The 20,912-nt window shown below is 28.3% G+C and carries 25 protein-coding genes and 1 pseudogene; 22 read left to right on the top strand and 4 right to left on the bottom strand.

Annotated elements, in window-relative coordinates:
- Positions 1-408: 408 nt before the first annotated feature.
- The 16 genes and pseudogenes from tyrS (at position 409) to BFS35_RS02975 (ending at position 12,740) form a co-directional block, all read left to right on the top strand.
- Positions 409-1,641 (top strand): tyrosine--tRNA ligase, encoded by a 1,233-nt coding sequence (tyrS, locus tag BFS35_RS03045; RefSeq protein ID WP_099577962.1) that lies wholly within the window; start codon positions 409-411, stop codon positions 1,639-1,641.
- Between the two features lie 60 nt (positions 1,642-1,701).
- Positions 1,702-2,691 carry a phosphotransferase gene (locus BFS35_RS03040; protein ID WP_099577964.1) on the top strand — a complete coding sequence of 330 codons (990 nt, stop codon included), beginning with the start codon at positions 1,702-1,704 and terminating at the stop codon, positions 2,689-2,691.
- Between the two features lie 80 nt (positions 2,692-2,771).
- Positions 2,772-3,635 (top strand): annotated as a pseudogene (locus BFS35_RS03035) (aminoglycoside 6-adenylyltransferase).
- A complete protein-coding gene (locus BFS35_RS03030) occupies positions 3,628-4,377 on the top strand; it encodes an aminoglycoside adenylyltransferase domain-containing protein (protein WP_158554242.1) in 750 nt (249 codons plus the stop codon). The pseudogene BFS35_RS03035 and the gene BFS35_RS03030 overlap by 8 nt, the downstream one beginning before the upstream one ends.
- A 58-nt stretch (positions 4,378-4,435) precedes the next feature.
- A complete protein-coding gene (locus tag BFS35_RS03025) occupies positions 4,436-5,143 on the top strand; it encodes a hypothetical protein (protein WP_099577968.1) in 708 nt (235 codons plus the stop codon).
- 139 nt (positions 5,144-5,282) lie between these two features.
- On the top strand, positions 5,283-5,624 hold the full coding sequence (locus tag BFS35_RS03020) for a hypothetical protein (protein WP_099577970.1): 342 nt from the start codon (positions 5,283-5,285) through the stop codon (positions 5,622-5,624).
- A gap of 588 nt (positions 5,625-6,212) precedes the next feature.
- Entirely contained in the window at positions 6,213-7,424 is a 1,212-nt protein-coding gene (locus BFS35_RS03015) for an ATP-binding protein (RefSeq protein WP_099577972.1), read from the top strand.
- A gap of 249 nt (positions 7,425-7,673) precedes the next feature.
- Positions 7,674-8,867, top strand: coding sequence for a S41 family peptidase (locus BFS35_RS03010; protein WP_099577974.1), 1,194 nt, complete (start codon positions 7,674-7,676; stop codon positions 8,865-8,867).
- Between the two features lie 50 nt (positions 8,868-8,917).
- A complete protein-coding gene (locus tag BFS35_RS03005) occupies positions 8,918-9,349 on the top strand; it encodes an NUDIX domain-containing protein (protein WP_099577976.1) in 432 nt (143 codons plus the stop codon).
- 24 nt (positions 9,350-9,373) lie between these two features.
- Complete coding sequence (locus tag BFS35_RS03000) at positions 9,374-9,784, top strand: hypothetical protein (RefSeq protein WP_099577978.1); 411 nt, start codon at positions 9,374-9,376, stop codon at positions 9,782-9,784.
- 86 nt (positions 9,785-9,870) lie between these two features.
- On the top strand, positions 9,871-10,365 hold the full coding sequence (locus BFS35_RS02995) for a GNAT family N-acetyltransferase (RefSeq protein WP_099577980.1): 495 nt from the start codon (positions 9,871-9,873) through the stop codon (positions 10,363-10,365).
- A 12-nt stretch (positions 10,366-10,377) separates the two neighbouring features.
- Positions 10,378-10,551: a hypothetical protein gene (locus BFS35_RS13975; RefSeq protein ID WP_240628337.1), complete on the top strand. Its 174-nt coding sequence runs from the start codon at positions 10,378-10,380 to the stop codon at positions 10,549-10,551.
- Positions 10,509-10,721, top strand: coding sequence for a GNAT family N-acetyltransferase (locus BFS35_RS13970; protein WP_331466705.1), 213 nt, complete (start codon positions 10,509-10,511; stop codon positions 10,719-10,721). Before BFS35_RS13975 ends, BFS35_RS13970 begins: the two co-directional genes overlap by 43 nt.
- Positions 10,722-10,925: 204 nt before the next feature.
- Positions 10,926-12,173 (top strand): ATP-binding protein, encoded by a 1,248-nt coding sequence (locus BFS35_RS02985; RefSeq protein WP_099577982.1) that lies wholly within the window; start codon positions 10,926-10,928, stop codon positions 12,171-12,173.
- A 24-nt stretch (positions 12,174-12,197) separates the two neighbouring features.
- Positions 12,198-12,437, top strand: a complete 240-nt coding sequence (locus BFS35_RS02980) for a type II toxin-antitoxin system Phd/YefM family antitoxin (protein ID WP_158554241.1) — start codon at positions 12,198-12,200, stop codon at positions 12,435-12,437.
- Positions 12,438-12,740, top strand: a complete 303-nt coding sequence (locus tag BFS35_RS02975; RefSeq protein WP_099577986.1) for a helix-turn-helix transcriptional regulator — start codon at positions 12,438-12,440, stop codon at positions 12,738-12,740.
- Positions 12,741-12,784: 44 nt separating this feature from the next.
- Here the strand turns inward: BFS35_RS02975 and BFS35_RS02970 are convergent, their stop codons facing one another.
- Positions 12,785-13,231, bottom strand: a complete 447-nt coding sequence (locus BFS35_RS02970) for a GNAT family N-acetyltransferase (RefSeq protein ID WP_099577988.1) — start codon at positions 13,229-13,231, stop codon at positions 12,785-12,787.
- A gap of 79 nt (positions 13,232-13,310) precedes the next feature.
- Here BFS35_RS02970 and BFS35_RS02965 point away from each other — a divergent pair, with 79 nt between their 5' ends.
- The 5 genes from BFS35_RS02965 (at position 13,311) to BFS35_RS02945 (ending at position 16,929) form a co-directional block, all read left to right on the top strand.
- On the top strand, positions 13,311-14,051 hold the full coding sequence (locus BFS35_RS02965; RefSeq protein WP_099577990.1) for a hypothetical protein: 741 nt from the start codon (positions 13,311-13,313) through the stop codon (positions 14,049-14,051).
- A 9-nt stretch (positions 14,052-14,060) separates the two neighbouring features.
- On the top strand, positions 14,061-14,951 hold the full coding sequence (locus BFS35_RS02960) for an aminoglycoside phosphotransferase family protein (protein ID WP_099577992.1): 891 nt from the start codon (positions 14,061-14,063) through the stop codon (positions 14,949-14,951).
- A 185-nt stretch (positions 14,952-15,136) separates the two neighbouring features.
- Positions 15,137-15,622, top strand: a complete 486-nt coding sequence (locus BFS35_RS02955; RefSeq protein ID WP_099577994.1) for an NUDIX hydrolase — start codon at positions 15,137-15,139, stop codon at positions 15,620-15,622.
- Between the two features lie 5 nt (positions 15,623-15,627).
- On the top strand, positions 15,628-16,383 hold the full coding sequence (locus BFS35_RS02950; protein WP_099577996.1) for a hypothetical protein: 756 nt from the start codon (positions 15,628-15,630) through the stop codon (positions 16,381-16,383).
- A 48-nt stretch (positions 16,384-16,431) separates the two neighbouring features.
- A complete protein-coding gene (locus BFS35_RS02945) occupies positions 16,432-16,929 on the top strand; it encodes a GNAT family N-acetyltransferase (protein WP_099577998.1) in 498 nt (165 codons plus the stop codon).
- Between the two features lie 123 nt (positions 16,930-17,052).
- On the opposite strand, the gene BFS35_RS02940 is transcribed toward BFS35_RS02945, so the two are convergent.
- A complete protein-coding gene (locus BFS35_RS02940; protein WP_099578000.1) occupies positions 17,053-18,225 on the bottom strand; it encodes an MFS transporter in 1,173 nt (390 codons plus the stop codon).
- A 181-nt stretch (positions 18,226-18,406) separates the two neighbouring features.
- A complete protein-coding gene (locus BFS35_RS02935) occupies positions 18,407-18,853 on the bottom strand; it encodes a Rossmann-fold NAD(P)-binding domain-containing protein (protein ID WP_099578002.1) in 447 nt (148 codons plus the stop codon).
- Positions 18,854-18,984: 131 nt separating this feature from the next.
- Between BFS35_RS02935 and BFS35_RS02930 the strand changes: the two genes are divergently transcribed.
- Positions 18,985-20,190 (top strand): MFS transporter, encoded by a 1,206-nt coding sequence (locus BFS35_RS02930; RefSeq protein ID WP_099578004.1) that lies wholly within the window; start codon positions 18,985-18,987, stop codon positions 20,188-20,190.
- On the opposite strand, the gene BFS35_RS02925 is transcribed toward BFS35_RS02930, so the two are convergent.
- Entirely contained in the window at positions 20,128-20,904 is a 777-nt protein-coding gene (locus BFS35_RS02925; protein WP_099578006.1) for a helix-turn-helix domain-containing protein, read from the bottom strand. The genes BFS35_RS02930 and BFS35_RS02925 overlap by 63 nt on opposite strands.
- Between the last annotated feature and the right edge of the window lie 8 nt (positions 20,905-20,912).

Here is a 20,912-nt window from a genome sequence, read left to right as displayed (position 1 = left end):
AATGTCTTTATTGAAAGAATTAACTACGTAGATTTTGTATAAATAAGTGATTAAAAAGTTTTACGGTATGAGTAATATTTTAATAGTGATTCTTTATATAAAGTATTTTTAAATTTAACACATTTCAAATTAATATAATAAATAATTATTGACAGAAATATTTGACAATTATATAATACTCTTAATTTAATAAAAGTTGATGAAGAACAAGTAAATACTAATTATTCTTAATAGAGAACTGATGGTTGGTGGAAATCAGTGGATGATTATTATTGAATACATCTTCTAAAGAAAATCAACACAGCTATGTGTCTGTTACACATACAAGACCCAAGTTTGGTGGTACCGCGATTATACGCCCATACATTTATTTGTATGGGCGTTTTTATATTTTAGGGGGAATAACATATGGAATTAAACTTCGAACAACAAGAGATTTATAAATTACAAAAGGATACACTAGTTAATGGACTAATTGATATCGTGCCATTAGAAAGTTTTGAAAAAAAACTGAAAGAATCTATATTAAATAATAAACCATTAAAAATAAAATTCGGATTAGATCCAACAGCACCTGATGTTCATTTAGGACACACAGTAGTGATTAATAAATTGAAACAATTTCAGGATTTTGGTCATCAAATTCAAATAATTATCGGTGATTTCACAGGTAAAATAGGAGATCCAAGTGATAGGGATGCGACAAGAAAGCAATTAACTGATGAAGAAGTCATATATAATGCTAAAACATATTTTGATCAAATTTCAAAAATAATAGATAAAGAAAATATTGAAGTATTTTATAATTCAAAATGGTTGAAGCAATTAGATTTGGAAGAAATATTAAATATCGCATCATCGATTACATTGACAAGATTATTAGAACGCAAAGATTTTACTAATCGATTTAATAACAATAAACCAATAGCTTTACATGAGTTTTTCTATCCTTTAATGCAAGGATACGATTCTGTAGCGTTAGAATGTGATATTGAGATTGGTGGAACCGATCAACTATTCAATCTACTTATGGGACGTCATATGCAAGGACATTATAAACAAAATGAACAAGTAGTATTAACACTACCATTACTTGAAGGTTTAGATGGTATACAAAAAATGTCTAAGTCCAAAAACAACTACGTAGGAATAGATGAAAGTCCTAAAGATATGTATGGAAAATTAATGAGCTATCCTGATGATTTAATGGAAAAGTATATAAATTTAGTTACCCATTACTCTATTGAGAATAAAAAAGCTTTAATTGAAAATATCAAGCAAAATAAAATACATCCTAAAAATGCAAAAATGCAGATTGCGAAACATATTGTAACTTTATATCATGGTGATAAGAAAGCTGAAATTGCTGAACAAGAATTTAACAATGTATTTGGAAGAAATGCATTACCTGAGCAAATTGAGGAATTAGAACTAAATGCAGGTATATATAATACTTATGAATTTCTAACAGATAATTTATCTTTATTCAGTTCAAAAAGTGAAGCAAGAAGAATGATTTCAAATGGCGGCGTTAAAATTAATGGTGAAAAATTGGATGAAACACAATTAAAGATTAAATTAGAAGATGAAATGATTGTTCAAGTTGGAAAAAGAAAGTTTAAAAAGATAATCTTAAAATAATTAATCAATAAGTTTTTTTGAAAAACCCTATCATATTCTTAATAAATAGAGGTAAATAAATTGGATAAAATACTAGCTTTAAATATTCTATCATTTTTGAATGTTAGAGAAATAATAAATACACCAAGAGAAATATCAGGTGGACTTCTTCATAAAATGTATAAAATAGAAACCGATAAAGGGACATATGCCGTAAAGCGATTAAATGAGGAAATTATTTCACGTCCTGAAGCTCCTAATAATTATATCCTCTCCGAAAAATTTGCGAGTTATTCAAAGGGTAATATGATTAGTGCTGTTTGTGCAAAAAATAAAAATGATTTACCGTGGACAATTATTGATAATAGATATTATATGGTATTTGATTGGATTGAAGCTCATTCTCTTAATCAGAATGAAATTGAAAATAATCACTTATTGATTATTTCTGAACTTTTATCAAGATTGCATAAATTTAATTATCAAAGTGATTTAGTTAATAAAGAATTTAAAAATATTTACTTTAACGATTTTGAACAAATAATTAAGGATGTATCAAATGATGTGTTTGCATGGGGGATAAGCAAACATCAACTAATAGAAAATATAAAAAAATGGATTAATTTATACAACGAATCAATGTGTGAACTATCTCATAATCAAATCATAAGTCATAGAGATCTCGATTCAAAAAATGTTTTATGGAAAGAAGGAAAACCATATATTATTGACTGGGAATCAGCAGGATATATTAATCCAACCATTGAGCTAATTGATGTTGCTACAAGCTGGAGTAGAGATGAAAATGGTAGAATTAATAAAGAAAAATTTAATCTAGTGATTGATTGTTATAGAGAAAACTATAAGATTAATGACAATTTATCAAATGCAATGATTGGTAATTTAGGTGGAATGCTCGGATGGTTACTTTATAGTATGAAAAGATTTTGTGATACTAATAATAATGAAGATGAGAAAGAATTGGGTAAGAAACAGGTTATAGTAACATATAATCATTTAAAAAGATATATAGAAGAAATTCCTTACTTATTAGATGAAAATAATAGATAGTTATATTTATGAATAAAACTTCAATAGATTGAATTTGCACACGCAACCGGGAAGTTTTTATTTTTATTAAACTAGGTAGGATGACGATGCGTACAGAAAAACAAATGTTTGAATTGATTTTTGAAATAGCAAAACAAGATGACCGTATTGAAGCAGTATTACTTAATGGATCTAGAGCTAATCCAAATAGTATGAAGGACCAGTTTCAGGATTTTGATATTATATTTGTAACAAGACATATTAATGAAATTATCAAAGATAAAGATTGACATAAGCAGTTTGGTGATATCTTAATTATGCAGGAACCGGACTTTGAACTTGATAGGAAACATTATAATGTGTATGGTTATCTGATGCAATTTCGAAATATGACAAGAATTGATTTAAGATTGATGCAACCAGATAGTATCTTGGAATATATAGATGATGCCTATTCTAAAGTTTTGTTAGATAAAACAGGAAATTATCAACAATTCAATTTTAATAAAGAAGAAGAAATGTACGTAACCAAAGTAGCTACACAGTACGAATTCAATAAGATTGTTAACGAAATATATTGGGTTAGCACCTATGTCATTAAAGGAATTGCTAGAAAAGACTTTATGTATGCAGAATATATGCTAGCCAATCCAGTAAAAAATGCGTTTATTAAATTAATAAAACAGTATATTTTATCGAAAAAAGATTTAGAAGAATATAACTTTGGAAAAGTGAATCAACATATTTTAGAACATGAAGAGATAAAAGATAGTTTAATAAAAATCAGTTGTAATGTCAGTCTAGAATCTATTGAAGAAAATATCAAACTAATCGTTGAACAAACAAACGAACTCGCAACTAAAATAGCTTTGAAACAGGATATTAAATATAACAAAGTAGAATATAACGCTGTAAAGTTTTATATGGCTAATATTTTAAAAACTAAGGATGATTCACATGTCTAATATTATAGAAAATTATATTGAGACTGTCAGAATTGGTATAAATGATATATTACCGGATGAACTTTTAGGAATCTATATACATGGATCATATGCTCAAGGTACTTTTAAATGGGAAAGATCATATATTGATATGATAGTTTTGATTAATAAAAGTTTGTCTGTAAAACAAAAAGAAGATTTATTAAATTTGTTTATTACATTAAAAGATAAAGGGCCTAAGAAAGAGATAGAAATATCATTTTTAAATATACACAAGTTATTTGAAGAAAGTCATCCTTATTCTTATGAATTTCATTACTCGCCATACTGGTACAAGTATTTTGAAGAAAACAAATGGCAAGTAACGACGAATAAAGAAAAGTTAGATCCAGATTTAGCAAGTCATATAATGAATCTTAGTGTTCAAGGAATAGTTGTGTGTGGTCCAGAAATTAAAGATGTATTTCCTGTTATTAGTGAACAAGAGTTTATCGATAGTTTAATCTATGATGAATCAGATGCACCATTAAACAATGTTGATACGATTATGAATTTATGTAGAAGTTATTATTTTCACGAAAAAGGTGAGTTGATTTCTAAGCTAGAAGGATTAAATTGGATGAAAAATAATAAATCAGATTTCAATGAGTTACTAAATTTAGTATATGAATTGTACGATAATAATCAAAATTTAATACCAGACAAATATTTACAAGAAGCTAAAAATTTTAAAGATTATATTGATTATTTAAAACAGGAATAAAAAGTAATAGATAAATTACACGTTTATAAGCTATACAGCTGACTGGAAAGGGAAATGCATGAGAGGATTTTTTGATAATAAAAACATTGAACGAAAAGCAATGCAATTATTAAATAATTTTAATACAAACGAGTTTGGTAATTTAGTTATAAGTGATAAACCGGATTTACAAGATATTAAAAATGAAATAGGTATAGAAGTCACGATTGTAGAGTTCCAAGGATTAATAAAGAATTTTAATCTCATAGGCAAATCAATTATTGAATATCACAAGATGTTTAAATCGTATGCTTATAACATTATGGATTTTGATGATTTATTAAGCTTAGATAATGAATATTTTATTGAGTTCCTCGAACAGAATCCCGTCTACTTAAAGGATGGGCATCCTAAATTTATTTATTCTAGACAAGAATTGAGTACACTTAAAAAGAAAGATAAAATTTATTTTACAGATTCTCATTTGTTAACATGCTTAGATTCAGAAGGATATTTTAAATTTATACCTGTGGTAGCAGAATGGGTATCTGAATTACCTTCTCTAATGTTGGAGCAATATAAAGTAAAAGAGATAAAGGCAAAAGACTATAAAAACTTTCAAAATTTATATTTATTTATATATTGTTTTTCAGGAGACATAGAAGAGATTAAACAATTTGAGTTGACGTTAAAAGAATATGTTAAACATAATAATCAAATTTTCAAAGGAGTTTTTATTAATAATAATTGGAGTAATACTGAGAAATTATATTACATAGAATTATAAATACCACCGGCCAGCAGTTTATTTAGTTACCCTTTAGTTACCCCTAAGTGATATTTGATGCAATTCTATGCAATCGAAAAAATCAGAAATCCTTAAATATCTATATGTACGATATCCTAAAGTTCTTTGAGGTGAAAAAATGTATATTTGTCCTGTTTGTGGATATAATCAGTTAGAAGAAGAGCCATACAAATTTTTTGACGATAATATCTTTAATGCTTCTTTTGAAATCTGCTCATGTTGTGGGTTTCAGTTTGGCTTCGATGATGACAATATAGCATCTCAGCATAAACAAAAAATAACTTTGAAAGAAGCACATAAAATATATTTCGATAATTGGGAGAAAAATGGTTACAAAATATTTTCAAAAATTAAATTTGGAGATAGAATATTAACTGATTATCTGCCATTGAAAATTTTAGAAATACAAAAAGAAAATATTATGATAAATAATGATGATTATAATCAATTCATATTTTGAGGATGAATTATCTGAGGAAGAAATAATATTAATATATAATTTTACGAGAATTAAAAATGCACTTTGAAAATAAGGGAGTATACAAAAATTGTATACTCTCTTTGATTTGAAATGTATTAAGTATATGCAGCTTCAAATAATATATTTTAGGTATATAAAAACTACCGGCCAGCAGTTTATTTAGTTACCCTTTAGTTACCCCTGAGTAATATTTGATGAAATTCTATGCAATCGAAAAAATCAGAATTCCTTTAATATTAAGACTTACAACAGTCTATACAACTGTACGAAACTCAAAAGGTTTTTGAACGTAAAAAGTCAGGTTTAAAACGTCAGTCACTCACCACAGTTCTCAAAACGTTAAGTGTCAAAACTCTTGCAAACTTGTTAGCATAGAGATTTGTTACGCAAATTACATCAACTTTGCGTTTGGTAGCGCATTTTAGTGCGCAAGAAATACAAGTAATGGTTTTATGAAAGCAATACTATATTGGTACTGTATCAAATAGCTTGCGTTTCGATTATAATCGAAACGCTAATTGTTTTCTTCTTTGATTTCGATTATAATCGAAATAGGAGGTGCGTATTTTGGATTATATTACTAGAGTTCAATATCTCAATAGCATTAGCCGTTTTGTAGATAAACCGATTGTAAAAGTTTTAACAGGTTTACGACGTGTCGGTAAATCGACGCTTTTAGAAATGATTAGATATGAATTGCTTTCTCACATTAAAGATGAACATATTTTATTTCTTAATTTCGAATCAAAAGACGGATTATCTATTAATAATGCTCAAAAACTAGTTAATCTTGTTTCAGAGCGTTTTAACAAGGATGACCGCATATATTTATTTTTTGATGAAATACAACTTGTAAGTGAATGGGAAAAAGCAATTAATGTTTTCAGAGTTGATTTCAATGCTGATATTTATATCACTGGGTCAAATTCAAAGCTTTTATCGACTGATATTTCAACGGTGTTAGCTGGTAGAACCGTTAATTTTCATATTCAGCCTTTTACTTTTAAAGAATATAAACATTTATTAGCACATCTCAATTTAACTGAACAAGCTTTATTTAATGCATTTGTACAGTTTGGAGGAATGCCTTTCATTAAGTATTTTGATTTAGAGAAAGAAGCTACTTTAAAATATTTAATGGATGTATATAACACAGTTATTGTTAAAGACGTATTGGAATATAATAAAATAAGAGATGTTGATTTGTTTAATCGCATACTAAGATTTGTTATTCAAAATATTGGCAGTACCTTTTCTGCATTAAGTATTGTAAAATTTTTGAAAAGTGAGCAAAGGAAAGTATCTGTGGATACTGTACTTTCTTACTTAAGAATGTTAGAAGAAGCTTTTGTAATTCAGAAAATTGTGAGAGAAGATTTGATAGGTAAAAAAGTATTAAAAGTAGATGAAAAATACTATTTATCAGATCACGGGTTCCGTGAAGCACTTGGATACTCTAATACTCAATCAATTGAAAAAGTATTAGAAAACATTGTTTTAAATGAAATGCAATCAAGAGGTTACGAAGTAAAAATTGGAAAAGTCAATGATTTAGAAGTGGATTTTGTTGCACAAAAGCATCAAGACAAATTATATATCCAGGTAAGTTATTTGTTAGCAAGTCCATCTACGATTGAACGTGAATTTAAAAGTCTTTCAATGATTAATGATAATTATCCAAAATATGTTCTATCTATGGACCAATTAGATTTTAGTCATGATGGTATTATTCATATGAATATTATAGATTTTTTAAAAAGTACTGATAGCAATAGCTAATCTTTTGATAATATACAAACTTATTACTAATAAGTTTAAATATTAACTAGTGTCCAGCATAATTTTATAGTTAAATAATTTCATAAAATTTAAGTGCTTTTCGATGATAATCGAGAAGTACTTTTTTGCTTACTATATAACTCTTTATTAGAAAAGGGGCGATCGTTTAATTTGTTTAGTGTCAACTAATCATGATTATTATATAATTATATTTGAATATTCTGTATATTTAACAGGGTGGAGGGTATAATGTTTAAAAGTGAACTCGAGTTATTAAATAAATATTTAATTGAGGAATATGTCGGATTTAATGATAAAAAAGATATAATTGCATCCATGGATTTTTCAAATATTCATGATTTCTTTCCTGATGTGACTGAACAGCTTAATAAACTGCATGATCCTCATTTACGTATTGTTGATAAACTGAATACAAAAAAAGTATCAATCTTATGTAAGAACCATAATAATCGGCTGTTTGTTGTAAAATCTATTGATCCAGACATAACGATTGGTAGTGAAATAATAAAAATAGGTGAGCACTCAATTCAAGATATAATTGAGAATGAAGCAGATTTATTATTTGATCCAAATCCTAAAAGATACGAATGGCATAATGTACTTCGCAAACATAAAACTGTAACTTTAAAAAATGGAGAAGTTAAAAATATCTTTATCGCGTCTAATGATGAATTATATGATGAAGAATATAAAATAGAAAATCATGATGATTACATATTTATCAGATTACCTGATTTTAAAAATGTTAATGCATTACATGAACTCATTAAAAAAAATAGTAACTTACTTAAACGTAGTAAAAAATTTATTATTGATGTGCGTGATAATAGAGGTGGCAGTGACTTTGCATATTTTCCATTGTTAGAATACATCTTTCCCCCTGGATATATATTAAATATCGATTACAGCTTAACGTTTAATTATTCAAAAAAATATTGTGATTATATGATCAGTAAAGTGGATAAAGATTTGATGAAGATGGATGAGGGAGAGACGAAGGAAGCGTTTAAGGAATATCGCAAAAGAATGTCTGATAACTATGGTAAAGGTGTGACCAAATTTAGTGATGATATTGAACCGATTGTACTGGACGGTATCGCTCAAGATATTAAAGTAATTGTAATCGCTAATGAAAGATGCGGGAGTTCAGGTGACAATTTTGTTGAGACCGTTAAACATAGTGAATTTGTGACTGTTATAGGAAGAGCTACTAAAGGCATGAATGATTATTCAAATTGTGGTTATCTCTATTTAAACGACCAATTTGACTTGCTTTGTCCATATTCAAGATATAACGGTTTAGACCATGGTGTCTCTATGGCTTTAAAAGGAATTTCACCAGATATCGCAATTCCATGGACTACTGAAGAATTATCACGCGATGTTTTACTTGAAAAGGCGATTCAGTTGGTTAATGAATGATTAGAATACTAATGTTTTATATTTAGTTCTAAAAAAATCGAGGGATTCTAATGAAAATATTTGGAGAAAAAATAGAAAATCTTAATTATAAAAACATTCCTAGTGTATATGCTGTTATTTTAAATAACGCAAAAGAGAAAGTTTTAACGGTCAGGAATGGAAAAGGACATTACTTTCTTCCTGGTGGAGGAATTGAAAATAACGAAAGCGATCAGGAGTGTTTGGAAAGAGAATTGCTTGAAGAAACCGGATATTCTGTGTCCATAGGCAATTATATCGGCAATGCAAAGCAATACTTAATGAGTTCAAAAAACGAACCAATATTAAATGATGGAAATTTTTATATATGCATCTTATTAGAAAAAATCAATAATCAATCAGAGGAAGATCATGAAGTAGTGTGGTTAAAAATTGATGAATTTGAACATCTGTTATTTCACGATCATCATATTTGGGCTGTGAATGAAAGTTTGTATCGATAATATTTTGTTATTAGGATGTGAGATATGAAAAATATATTGGTTACTTTAGGTTTTGTTATTGGTGGGATACTACTAATAATGTCGCCATTTATTATTGATCTTTTTCTAATAAATGCTTTTAAAAGTTCGTATGAATCACTGTTGTTTTTACTACTTATATTCTTAATAATTGTTTATGTAATTTCAATATTTTTAGATTTAATTATTGAAACAATAATAAAGGTAATATTGAAAATCAATAAAGAAGATTCGTTAAATATATTAAGTAAGTTAGTTATCAGCGTTATTTGTAGCTATTTTTCTTTAGTAGCCATTGATAGTCTTTTTTCTAAAATTAATTTAAATGTCGTTACTATAATTGTAATGGTATTAGTGCATAATCTTATTTTATATTTTGTTGAAAGTAAGCTAGATAATGTTGAAAATCAATGCTAATTTGATAGGTAGCTTTGATTTTTTATAATAATATTCTAAAAATTCTATATACTTTTACTTAATTCTAGTTGATTGAGGTGATATATATGACATATTACATTAGAAAAGCAACATATGATGACATTGCTGAAATTCAAGAAGTAGCTAAGGTTTCATGGCACGAGACGTATGAGGGCATTATTCCAGCAGACATTCAAAACAAATTTCTAAATGAATCTTATAATGAGGAGATGCTTAAGAAAAGAATTGATAAGTCAATTTTATTAGTTGCTACATATGATAATAATATCGTGGGTTTCGTAAATCTTTCATACTTGTTAGAAGGTAATAAATCACTGCTTATGGCGATTTACATTTTGAAAGCATATCAAGGTAAAAGGATTGGATCTAAGTTGTTGAGTGAAGCGAGATCTTACATAGATACGAACACAAAAGAAGTTACTTTTGAAGTAGAAGTTGAAAAAGAAAACACCTCTGCAATTCAATTTTATCAATCTAAAAACTTCGTTATCAATGAAGAATATGTAGATTATTTTTATGATTATCCTTTACAAACAGTTAAGATGACAATGAGATTGTAAGGGATAAAATATATGGCACAATATCAAATTAAGCAACTTAAAATTGATGAATTTAATCTTTGCGAAAATATTTGGGGTAAGAAAGAAAATCCTGAAATGATTGAGCAATTTTATAATCAAATTAAGAATGGAGAACGTATCACATTTATTCAGAGAATGATGAATTTATTGGTGAAGGTTCTTTAGTTTTTACACATCAAGATTCGGATTATACCATTCCAAATCAACGCGTGTATCTATCGCGAATGATTGTTAAAGAAGAGCATCGTAATCGTGGGATTGGAGGTATCATGTTAGATTATTTAATTGAGAAGGCCCAATTCATTAGGTTACATATAGCTTTCGTTAGGCGTTGATATCGATAACTTAAATGCAGGCATCTGTATGAAAAGAAAGGATTCACAGAAGTTATATTTGAAGGTGAAGATGAATACGGTGAGTATGTGAAGTTGTTGAAGAGGTTATAAAGTTAATAATTTACATAAACAAAAATGCAAACGCAAAAATTTGCGTTGCATTTTTGTTTGGTGTAATATGTAATCAGGAGGGAGTGATTATTAGTGAAAGAAAGTAAAGTATTAGAATATAAAGAATCTGTTACGAATCAATTTTTAAAAACTGTTAGTTCATATGCTAATTTTAGAACTGGTAAAATAATTTTTGGTATTACCGATCGAGGTGAATATATTGGGTTTAATAATGTCAATCAAGTAATTTTGGATATAGAAAACAAAATAAATGATAGTATCACTCCCAAACCCAATTTTACATTATCTATTCAGAAAAATAACACAATTTGTTTAGAAGTTGAAAAAGGCATTCATAAACCATATTTGTACAAAGGTAAAGCGTATCGAAGAAGTGATACTGATACAATTGAAGTTGACCAACTTGAATTAAAGCGATTAGTACTTGAAGGTTCAAATTTAAGCTTCGAAGCATTAGAATCGAATGCTTCTTCGTTTTCTTTTGATACACTATCTAAAATACTTATTGAAAACCTTAATATTAAATCTGTAACTGATGATTTATATAAGACGCTTGGATTAATCAATATAAACGATAAATATAATAATGTTGCATCTCTACTTGCAGACAACAATAATTTTTCGTGTATTGATATCGCTCGATTTGGTTACTCGATAAACGAAATTCTTGATAGAGTTAAACTTTCGAATATTTCAATTTTATCTGCTTATCAAACTGCTATTGAAACCTTTGAAAGATATTATGAATATGATCAAATAGAAGGAATGTATAGAAAACCAGTAACGATTATTCCAAAAGATGCATTTAGAGAGGCTTTAGCTAATGCCATCGTTCATCGTCATTGGGATATTAATAGTCATATTAACATTGCAATGTATCAGGATAAAATAGAAATTACATCTCCTGGTGGTTTACCTAGTGGAATCAGCGAATTTGATTATCTTGAAAATAATATTTCTGTTTTAAGAAACCCTATTTTGACAAATATATTTTTTAGATTAGGCTTTATTGAAGTATTTGGAACAGGGATACAACGTATTAAAGAAGCATATAGTGAAGCTGCAGTTAAACCTCAATTTATTATTTCAGATACAAGTATTAAAATCATTCTTCCTGTCATTAATGCAAAACCAAAAGTCACAAAAGACGAAAGCGTAATCATGGAAGAACTTAAATCTGGTTATGTACTTTCAAGTAGCGAGCTTGTAGAAAGAACACCTTTCAATAAGTCTAAGGTCATTCGTTTAGTCAATCATCTATGTGAAAGTGGATATGTTTATAAAGTTGGAACTGGTCGTGGGACGAAGTATAGAGTTTAATCATTACATTTGGAGATGAATGATATGAAAACATACTCAATTGAATATGCGCAAAAGCATTTAGAATCTCTAATTCGGTCAGTTAATGATAATAATGAAGCAATTTTAATTAAAGACTTCTTTCCTGGTAATACTAATGCAGTATTAATAGGTGAAGAGCAATGGAATTCTATGCTTGAAAAATTAGGAACAGTCATAAAAATCGAACAACGTAAAAACGAAGAAGAATTTGATTTTGATAGTACATGGGATAATTTATTATGAATGAGCTATATATCTTTAGCTAGTATCACTGCTTATAGCCAATATAAAGTGAAGCCACAATTTTTTGTTTCAGAAACAAGTATTAAGTTTATCCTTCCTGTAACAAATGTTTTACCAAAAGTAACAAAAGATGAAAGTATCATTATGGAGACACTGGGTTCTGGATATGTGCTTTCAAGCAGTGAAATAGTAGAACGTACGCCTTTCAATAAATCAAAGGTCATCCGCTTAATAAACCATCTTTGTGAAAATGGATATGTCTATAAAGTTGGCACAGGTCGTGGAACAAAGTATAGGATATAATTCTTGAGTGATTAAAGCAAAATTGAAATTTAATAATTTAAATGTTATATATTTTTGCTAAGTATTATCTTATCCATCGCTTTTATACCATTTTCAATTATGACTTCTTTATATGCATTGATAAAGAAGTCTTTTTTTATGTCTATTATTCTAAATCCACACTTTTGATATAATGCGAGTTGATTCAGACTTGAATTGGCTGTTGCAATGATTAAATTGTTATATCCTGAATGCTTCGCTATTTTTTCTGCTTCTTTTAGCATCAACTTTCCATAACCTTTTCCTTGATAAGCTTCACTAACTGCAATATTCATTATTTCCATCGTTGACTCACTTAGTTCTTTAAGTACAACAACACCGATAGGTTTACTTTGTTCTAATATATAGATTGAACTTTCACTAATATATTGATTAATCATTTCAATTGAAGGGTCTGCTAATAATAGCAATTCTTTTATTTCATCGTTGATTTCTTTAGCTTGTTTTAACATCGAATCACCTTTTTGTAAGAATTTTCTGTATAATAATATTATATATTTTTCTAATGAAAAAGACAGTAGGTGATTAAGAATGAAACCCATTTACACTTTTGAAATCGCTGATGATTTAAATAAGTATCATGCTGATATTACATATTTCCATACACAAATAAAAGATTTCCAAAAATATCTTGAAGATTATTTTCAGTTAAAGGATATACCAAATGGTGTATTCTGGACATCACGTTTTGTGATGGAGGAGGTACTTGAAAAACCAGTACCTGCTTTTACGAGAGATGAAGCGATCTATATGTGTGCTGTTCAAGATTACTGGGCACAATATTTTATAGCGTTGCTTCCGGAATCTTTAAAAGATAAATACACGTCATATTATAGCGAACATACTAAAGATGAGATGCTTGCAATATTAGGACATGAACTCGCACATCATATTGATCTATTTCTTGCTGAATTCGATGAAGAACATCCAACGTGTGAGGATATGTGGTTTGAAGAAGGAATGGCGACGTATCTTCCAAGAAAGTTCTTTTTTGATGATGAATTATTTAATGACATATATCATCTTGAAAAGTCACTTTACGAATATTATCTAAATGAATTCGGTGACTTACCTTTAGAACACTTTACTTATGATATTTACTCACATTCGAAGGAATATATTATGTTTCATTACTGGATGAGTTTTATTAAAGTTACTCAGTTTGTAAGTCATGTAGATGGAGATGTTTCACGTTTATTTAAACTTTATCATGATTGGGATACGGAAGGGAGAAAGATATCTTTATCGCATTATTTTGAAACACATATATAGGAGGATGCCATGCATATTGATGATTTAAATGAGCATTTGCCCGGCTTTCATTTTGTGAAGTTAGAAATCTTCAATAAAGGCTGGTCGGATGACCAAAAATATATTGTTACAACTCGGGATGAAAAGTATCTATTACGTCTTTCTTCTATTGAAGAAATAGAGGATATTAAATTGCAAATTTATTTAGTTGAAAAGTGTATGGACCTTGGGCTTCCTGTGCAACAATTAGTACCACACGGCGAATATAAAGATCAATATTATTTATTATACAAATGGATTGAAGGTCATGAAGCCAAAGAAATATTACCCACATTAACTTTAGAAGAACAATATGAACTTGGTCTTGAAGCCGGTAGAATATTGAAAGCCATTCATGCTATACCTGGAGCAAATCAGTTTGGATGGCGTGACTTTTTCCTAAAGAAAATCGAACGTAAGCAATCGATGTATCTAAACTGTGAATATAAATACGATAATGATAAGTGTTTATTTAATGTAATAGAAAAGTATGAAAATCATATCACCGATAAACCTGTTGTCTACCACCACGGCGATTATCATGTCGGGAATATGGTCATTGATGAAAAAGGTAAGCTCTGGATTATTGATTTTGATAGATGTAGTATCGGTGAACCATTTGAAGAATTCAATCGTATCAGCTGGTGTGTCAATACAAGTGAGGCATTTAGTAGAGGGCGCGTTGATGGATATTTTGATGGTGAGATACCTATTGAATTTTGGGAAGTGTTGTCTGTCTATATCGCTACGAATATCATATCGTCATTACCATGGGCAGTGCCATTCGGTGACAAAGAAATACAAGTCATGAAAGAAGAATTTGAAGTACAACGTAAGTATTATGAAGATTTTAATATTGTCATTCCTAAATGGTATAAATAATCTTTATTATTTTGATTTTTATCGTTTTGAGTGGGCGAATTACGTCAGATTTCGACCACTGGGCATTAATTTTTCTATATTATTAACTTCGAGTGGGCGAATTATTGCACATTTCGACCACTCATTTCTCAATTTAAAATAATAAATATAATAAAATTACGAATTAAAATATTGGAGGGATACACTTGAGTGAAATATGGGAACTCCTAGATATGAATAGACAAAAAACAGGTATCCTCCATGAAAGAGGCGTTACAGTACCTGATGGATTGTACCATTTAGTAGTAGAAATCTGGGTACAGAAACCAAATGGTGATTTGCTACTTACACAACGTCATCCTGATAAACCACTTGGTTTAAAATGGGAGTGTAGTCGAGGATCTGCTGTTGCAGGAGAAGATGGTGTACTTGCTGCACATCGTGAGTTACTTGAAGAAGCAGGTATTTATGCATCTTTAGAAGACATTCAATTTAAAGGCTATACGATGCATTCGCATTATATTACTGAAACTTATCTTTACGAAGCACCAACGAATGACATTACATTTAAACTTCAAGCAGCAGAAGTTGTTGATGCTAAGTGGGTCAGTCCGAATGATATTGAACAAAATTTAGACGAATTAATACCAGATTTATTGGATAGATATTGCAAGTTTATTAAAGTGGGGTAGTTAACATGAGAAATTTGAAGTTCGAGTTTGATTTTTTCTTTATATCAGAAGCTTTCTTAAATCAACATCAGCATTATTTAATAAACACTTTAGTTGTTCCGAAAGAAGAGTTTAAGAAAAACAGCAGCTTATCGAATGTTGTTAACAATTCAATGTATCAAACATGGCATCTGACATATGAGTTTGTTATTGTAGCTGAACCTGGATGGTATGAAAGCATAGAAAGTACACTTAAAGATGCATTAAAAAAAGAAATGATCGATAATGGCACTCAGCTGATCAATGATGATAGATTGATCACTTCAGCATATTGGGATATGCTCTCAAGAAACGAACAAATAAGCTTTATCCAACAGTTCAATGATGAACCTAGCAAAACAGATATAACGCTGTTCAGTTCAATATCTCATCTTACTGCATTGCATAATAAATTCCCGGAAAACCATGGTGCAAATTGTTTGTCGGCAACACTATATGCATTAACTAAAAATCCATGTATATTAGAACAGTGGGTGCATCAGGAAACCTTTATGCCCTTCCTTAACCGACTTGGATATAAAGAAGTGGAATCTTCATTTAGCAGTGGAGATATTATCTGTTTCTATTATGACGATTTACTTACACATGCATGTTATGCGATTGATGACGAATATGTCTTTAACAAGCAAGGACAGACATTCTGGAAACCGTGGACGATAGAACGATTTGAGACGATTCAAAATAATAGAAGTGAAAATAAAATTCGATTCTTTAGCAAATAGATCATATTTAAAATATTTTTTAAATATGATTTTATTCTGGAGGTTTTTATGGAATTTACAATTTATAACAATAAATTTGAGAAAGAAATATTAACAATGATTTATGACTTTTTTGATTTTCATGCTGGGTTAGTAAGTTCTAAAGATGAATTAACTAATGAAGCCAGATTGAAAGAAATTATTAATGAATGGATTTCCGAAAATCATGAACTTTACTTAATTAAAATTGGAAAGGAAATAATAGGATTTTGCCACCTTTGGTATAAAGGTGAAATAGTATGTTGGGTTGAAGATTTATATATTATTCCTGAAGAAAGAGGGAAAGGTTATGGTTCTTATAGCCTTAAATTAGCTGAAAATATTGTTAGATCGAAACCGGGTTATCAAGCCATTAGTTTAGATGTATCTATAAGAAATCAAACAGCCATTGACTTGTATTTTAAAAATGGATACGACTCAATAAGTCTTATTACATTAAGAAAAGAATTTTATGAAAATAAAAGAGATAAAACTGTTAATTTCCTTGAACATGAATTTTTTTATTAAAGAATAGTAGTAATTTATCGATATCTGCATTAGTAGATGAATTGTACAATTATTGCCTTTTACTCTTAAATATACTAATTTTAATAACCCATCACTCAAACACTTGAGCGATGGGTTTATCTTTTAGAATATATTTTTATATCGATACGTGAGTAAACAAATCAATAAGTAAGCAAGGGATGCTACAACAAATGAGAATGTTAAGGTAGCGTGTTCTGCTAGTAACGACATCACAAATTTTGATAAACAAAATCCTAAACTATATATACTCTGATTCAGTGTGTAAGTATCAAGCAGTGTTTCATGATTTAAATGCTTTTGTATTTCTGTGTGTAGTGAAATAGATAATAATTGCTCTATAATGCCATAAAGCCATGATAGCAGAACTGCTAATATTAACCACCTGTTAATCCCGAAGACAAACGTAATGAGTGAAAGCAGCATATATCCACTGTAATAGAAGTGCATCATATTAAATCTTTGAATCAAATGAATCATCTTTGATCCGACAAGTAAACCTACAAAAAATGCCGCGTTGATAATACCAAACCAGAACGACGGAGCATTTAAATATTCTTTTACAAAGGCAATCATTATTGCAGCAATCCAGACAGCATGGCCAAATGACGCGATGAAAGTATTCCAATTTAAATATTGACTGTAACTGGTACGATTACTTTTAATAACCGCTTTGAAACTTTTGGAACTTATATGCTCACTCTCTACAGTATTAATATTAAAATTTATCTTCATCATAAATATCACAGATATGATAGACAAGATGACACAAAACATAATCAATCCATCACTATGCAGGAATGCTAACAATAAACTGCCTAATGCCCAGGCTGAAATTTGTATCATATTATTCATACTGCTAATTTTTCCGTTTGCTCTAAGAATATTATCCTTAGACTCAAAGTAGGGGATTAACGTGTTGCTTAATGGATTTGTAAATCCATCCAAGAACGCAATCATAAATGCTAACCCTAATATATAAATATAATGCAATTCAACATACATTATACCGATCAATATGATCAGCAAGGCACATTTCATCGTTTGATTAAACACTAAAATATATTGCTTTTGAAATCTTGAATATATAATTGGTGCGATAAACCCACTTATAAAATAAGCAGATGTGATGAAAATAGGTACTAATGCACTTAATTGAATAGAGTGCGTTAATTCATAGAGATAAGCAATCAGTGCAATAATATAAATATTATCGCTCGTATTGGCGAATAACTGACTAAAGTATAAGTATTTAAAGTTATTTGTAAATCCTTTCATGATTTCCTCCTAATTTAAGAAGATCATAGACTTACAAATACAACTTATTTAATTGTTTTTATTGACTTGTAAGTCTACATCTAATTGATGAATTAGAAAGAAATCATTACATATGAGATCACCTCTTATATATTTTTTAATGCATTTATCTTATCATTATCAGAAAATTTGTACAATATATTCATTTTTCTCTTAATTTATTAATGACTATTTCTGATATTTCACGATTTGTTAACCATCTATTTTCACTAGAATGTTTTCCTAATTTTATAATATTAATTTCTCTTTGAAATGTATAATTTCTACTAGATGTACCTTTAATTAAGTAAATTTGACTATTAAGAATATTTTGTTGGTCAATAAAATCATTAAAAAGTTCATAATAAGGACTATGTATCCAGGCAATAATTTTAGTTATTTTTTCGTTTCTTATGAAGTCTAATAAGTTTGTATAATTTTGTTTGTTTCTATAATCAAATTGAAAAAAATCTACGTGTGACATCTTTAAAATATCCTGATATTTCTCTTTATTTCTACTACATAAATAAATTTGCTCCTGATACTCTTTTGCAGCCCACTTACTAAAATCTAATAACATACCTGATCCGCCAATAATTATTATTGTCAATTATATCACCTCTTAATTTATTTTAATTTTTATAAAGTTTATATTACTACTCTTATATTGTCTTAAATTCAGCAATTTATTAGTATTTTGAAACTAAAATAATAATTATCATAAATTCAGGAGGGATAACTATGAAAAATAAAAATTTTATTTTGTATTGTATACTTGGCGGTGTGAGTAATTTTGGAAGTGTATTATTGAACTTAGGCATATTGTTTCTTGTATTTGAATATACAAATTCCACTAAAATTACCTCATTTATTGCTGCAATTGAAACAGCTCCATTTATTATTTTTGGTCTAATGGGTGGAGTAGTAGCAGATTGGTTTTCAAAACGCAGTTTTTTGTTAAATCTTTTACTTTTTAGAATGCCATGTATTATCATTTTTATTATATTTATTTATTTTAAGATTTATCCATTAATGTCTATCGTTTTTTTTGTAATTTCAATGAGTGTTATCAACTGTTTTTTTAATCCAGCTCATAGAGCTTTACTACCTCAAACCATATCACAAATTCATTTAGTAAAAGCAAATTCAATGTATGACGCTATACTCAGATCAACCACTATATTAGCTACTTTTTTTAGCGGCTTACTTTTATATAAATATAATATTATCGTACTTTTTATTATCAATTTATTGATGTATATCGTTGCTTTTATTTGTATAGCACTGATGAAGTTTGAAACTAATAAAAACATCAGTAATTTAAGTATTAATAGATTATTCCATGATTTATTAATTTTTTACAGATATATAAACAATAATAACGAAATGAAAAAATTATTTCTTTATACTTTTGTTATGGTTTTCTTAAATACATGGATTTTTGACGTAGGGTTCTTAGGATTATTAAAATCTGAAAGTCAAAATGCTAATCAAGATTATACATTTTTTAAGGGATTCTATAGTTCAATTGCGATATTGATAAATATGTTAATTCCGTTCATATTTAAGAAACAATCCATACAATCATATTTAAAAGGCTCATTAATATGGGGGAGTGGATTTTTCATTATTTCAATAAATCAAAGCTTCTATTTTATTTTAATTGGATTAATTTTTATCAGTATAGGAATGATTATTTCCAGTACAACGAGATCTTTTATGATTCAAACTAAAATATCTCCTGATATGCATTCAAGAGCATTTAGTTTTAACGCAGTTTTATTATATATTGCCAATACCATTTCATATTTATTGTTTGGATTTTTATCTGATTTTATCAATATTAATATATTATTTACTATTTCTTCTTTATTAATGATTTTCTTAGCTATATTTTTTTACATATTCGTTTGGAGTAATGAACGTGAAAAATTTGAACCATTTTGAGAATTGTTGATATGAATTATATCCTACAAAATAAGCTATTTCTGTTAATAATACTCCATTTTTATTTATTATATTTAACGCCTTTTTGATCCTAATATAATTTATGTATTCTATTGGTGTCATATTAAAATACTGTTTAAATAATCTTATTAAATAATATTTACTATATGATAAATCATTTGCCATTTGATTAAGTGTTAACTTTTCACGATAATTTTTTTGTACATAATTTTCTATTATTTTCTTTTCTTTATTAATTAAAACTTCATCCTGATCAACACTAAAAAATGCTTTATGTATAATTAATTCAGTAATCATTGCATCTAAATATTGTGCTTTTATTTGATTGCTTTGAATAGTATTCATAATGTGGTCAATTTTTTTAAACATTTGAATCATGGATGCATCACGTTTTATAGGCATATCAAAATAACTCATCTTCAAATTTAAGTCCTGCTCTATGCCTTTTACATAAGATGCATGAATAGCAAGCAGTTGTTTTCGTTTACTAACTTTAATCTGTTTATGTTTTGTAGATGGTTGTAAAGTTATTATCTTTTCCTCTCCAAAACTAACATCGCTATTTTCAATTTGATAGAAATTGTGCTGGAACTCATTAAAAATTATCTTGTAAGTATCGTCATATCTTACAAGACCTTCTGTTAATTTATCTTCACGTGAAAGATATAATCCATAATTTGTTTCTATAATCATATTTACCT

The organism is Macrococcoides goetzii, assembly GCF_002742385.2.
GTDB classification, from domain to species: Bacteria; Bacillota; Bacilli; order Staphylococcales; family Staphylococcaceae; genus Macrococcoides; species Macrococcoides goetzii.
This window is presented reverse-complemented; position numbering and strand designations above follow the sequence as displayed.

Excerpts from the sequence above, each read along its gene's own strand:
- BFS35_RS02980 (WP_158554241.1), top strand. The coding sequence starts at position 12,198 with ATGAAAACATACTCAATTGAATATGCGCAAAAGCATTTAGAATCTCTA.
- BFS35_RS02945 (WP_099577998.1), top strand. The coding sequence starts at position 16,432 with ATGGAATTTACAATTTATAACAATAAATTTGAGAAAGAAATATTAACA.
- BFS35_RS02970 (WP_099577988.1), bottom strand. The coding sequence starts at position 13,231 with ATGTTAAAACAAGCTAAAGAAATCAACGATGAAATAAAAGAATTGCTA.
- BFS35_RS02965 (WP_099577990.1), top strand. The coding sequence starts at position 13,311 with ATGAAACCCATTTACACTTTTGAAATCGCTGATGATTTAAATAAGTAT.
- BFS35_RS03010 (WP_099577974.1), top strand. The coding sequence starts at position 7,674 with ATGTTTAAAAGTGAACTCGAGTTATTAAATAAATATTTAATTGAGGAA.
- BFS35_RS13975 (WP_240628337.1), top strand. The coding sequence starts at position 10,378 with ATGGCACAATATCAAATTAAGCAACTTAAAATTGATGAATTTAATCTT.
- BFS35_RS03025 (WP_099577968.1), top strand. The coding sequence starts at position 4,436 with ATGAGAGGATTTTTTGATAATAAAAACATTGAACGAAAAGCAATGCAA.
- BFS35_RS03020 (WP_099577970.1), top strand. The coding sequence starts at position 5,283 with ATGTATATTTGTCCTGTTTGTGGATATAATCAGTTAGAAGAAGAGCCA.
- BFS35_RS02995 (WP_099577980.1), top strand. The coding sequence starts at position 9,871 with ATGACATATTACATTAGAAAAGCAACATATGATGACATTGCTGAAATT.
- BFS35_RS03030 (WP_158554242.1), top strand. The coding sequence starts at position 3,628 with ATGTCTAATATTATAGAAAATTATATTGAGACTGTCAGAATTGGTATA.
- BFS35_RS02950 (WP_099577996.1), top strand. The coding sequence starts at position 15,628 with ATGAGAAATTTGAAGTTCGAGTTTGATTTTTTCTTTATATCAGAAGCT.
- BFS35_RS02925 (WP_099578006.1), bottom strand. The coding sequence starts at position 20,904 with ATGATTATAGAAACAAATTATGGATTATATCTTTCACGTGAAGATAAA.
- tyrS (WP_099577962.1), top strand. The coding sequence starts at position 409 with ATGGAATTAAACTTCGAACAACAAGAGATTTATAAATTACAAAAGGAT.
- BFS35_RS03005 (WP_099577976.1), top strand. The coding sequence starts at position 8,918 with ATGAAAATATTTGGAGAAAAAATAGAAAATCTTAATTATAAAAACATT.
- BFS35_RS02930 (WP_099578004.1), top strand. The coding sequence starts at position 18,985 with ATGAAAAATAAAAATTTTATTTTGTATTGTATACTTGGCGGTGTGAGT.
- BFS35_RS03000 (WP_099577978.1), top strand. The coding sequence starts at position 9,374 with ATGAAAAATATATTGGTTACTTTAGGTTTTGTTATTGGTGGGATACTA.
- BFS35_RS02940 (WP_099578000.1), bottom strand. The coding sequence starts at position 18,225 with ATGAAAGGATTTACAAATAACTTTAAATACTTATACTTTAGTCAGTTA.
- BFS35_RS02975 (WP_099577986.1), top strand. The coding sequence starts at position 12,438 with ATGAGCTATATATCTTTAGCTAGTATCACTGCTTATAGCCAATATAAA.
- BFS35_RS02960 (WP_099577992.1), top strand. The coding sequence starts at position 14,061 with ATGCATATTGATGATTTAAATGAGCATTTGCCCGGCTTTCATTTTGTG.